This is a genomic window from Proteus sp. PR00208, from assembly GCF_016238545.1.
GTDB lineage: Bacteria > Pseudomonadota > Gammaproteobacteria > Enterobacterales > Enterobacteriaceae > Proteus.
The window spans coordinates 1-715 of sequence record NZ_JAEHQE010000056.1 but is presented as its reverse complement, the minus strand read 5'-3'; the positions used below and the strand labels follow the sequence as shown (position 1 = coordinate 715).

At 42.5% G+C, this 715-nt stretch carries 1 protein-coding gene; it reads left to right on the top strand.

Features of this window, described 5'->3' with window-relative positions; genetic code table 11:
* Window positions 1-145: 145 nt before the first annotated feature.
* On the top strand, window positions 146-604 hold the full coding sequence (tnpA, locus tag JEP36_RS17675) for an IS200/IS605 family transposase (protein WP_198630576.1): 459 nt from the start codon (window positions 146-148) through the stop codon (window positions 602-604).
* Window positions 605-715 lie beyond the last annotated feature (111 nt).

Here is a 715-nt window from a genome sequence, read left to right as displayed (position 1 = left end):
TTTGTGCACAGAAAACCCCCGGCTAGGCCGGGGGTTCCGGAAAGCTTACAGCTATAAGCCAGTTATAAAACCCCTTTTGATTTGTTAAAACATATTGCGGTCTGGCAACTGCAATAGTTCAACAAAAAATCAAAAGGGGGTCCCAATGGGGGACGAAAAGAGCTTAGCGCATACACGGTGGAACTGTAAATATCATGTGGTTTTCGCACCAAAATATCGAAGACAGGCATTTTACGGCGAGAAACGCCGAGCAGTAGGTAGCATACTCAGAAAATTATGTGAATGGAAAAATGTGAATATTCTGGAAGCGGAGTGTTGCCCAGATCACATTCATATGCTTCTGGAAATACCGCCAAAGTTGAGTGTTTCGGTTTTTTTGGGTTACCTAAAGGGTAAGAGCAGTCTGATGCTGTACGAACAATTTGGCGATTTAAAATTCAAGTATAGAAACAGGGCGTTTTGGTGCCGTGGTTTTTATGTAGATACAGTAGGTAAGAATACCTCGCGAATACGGGAATACATAAAACATCAGTTGGAAGAAGATAAAATGGGAGAGCAATTATCGATTCCATATCCAAGTAGCCCGTTTACGGGCAGTAAGTAACATATAGATGCAAATGTCAGAGCCGTTATATGCGTCTGTTAGGACGCGGCAGGTAACAAAGCCTTATAGGCGCATATTAAAAACCTCCGGCTATGCCGGAGGATATTTATT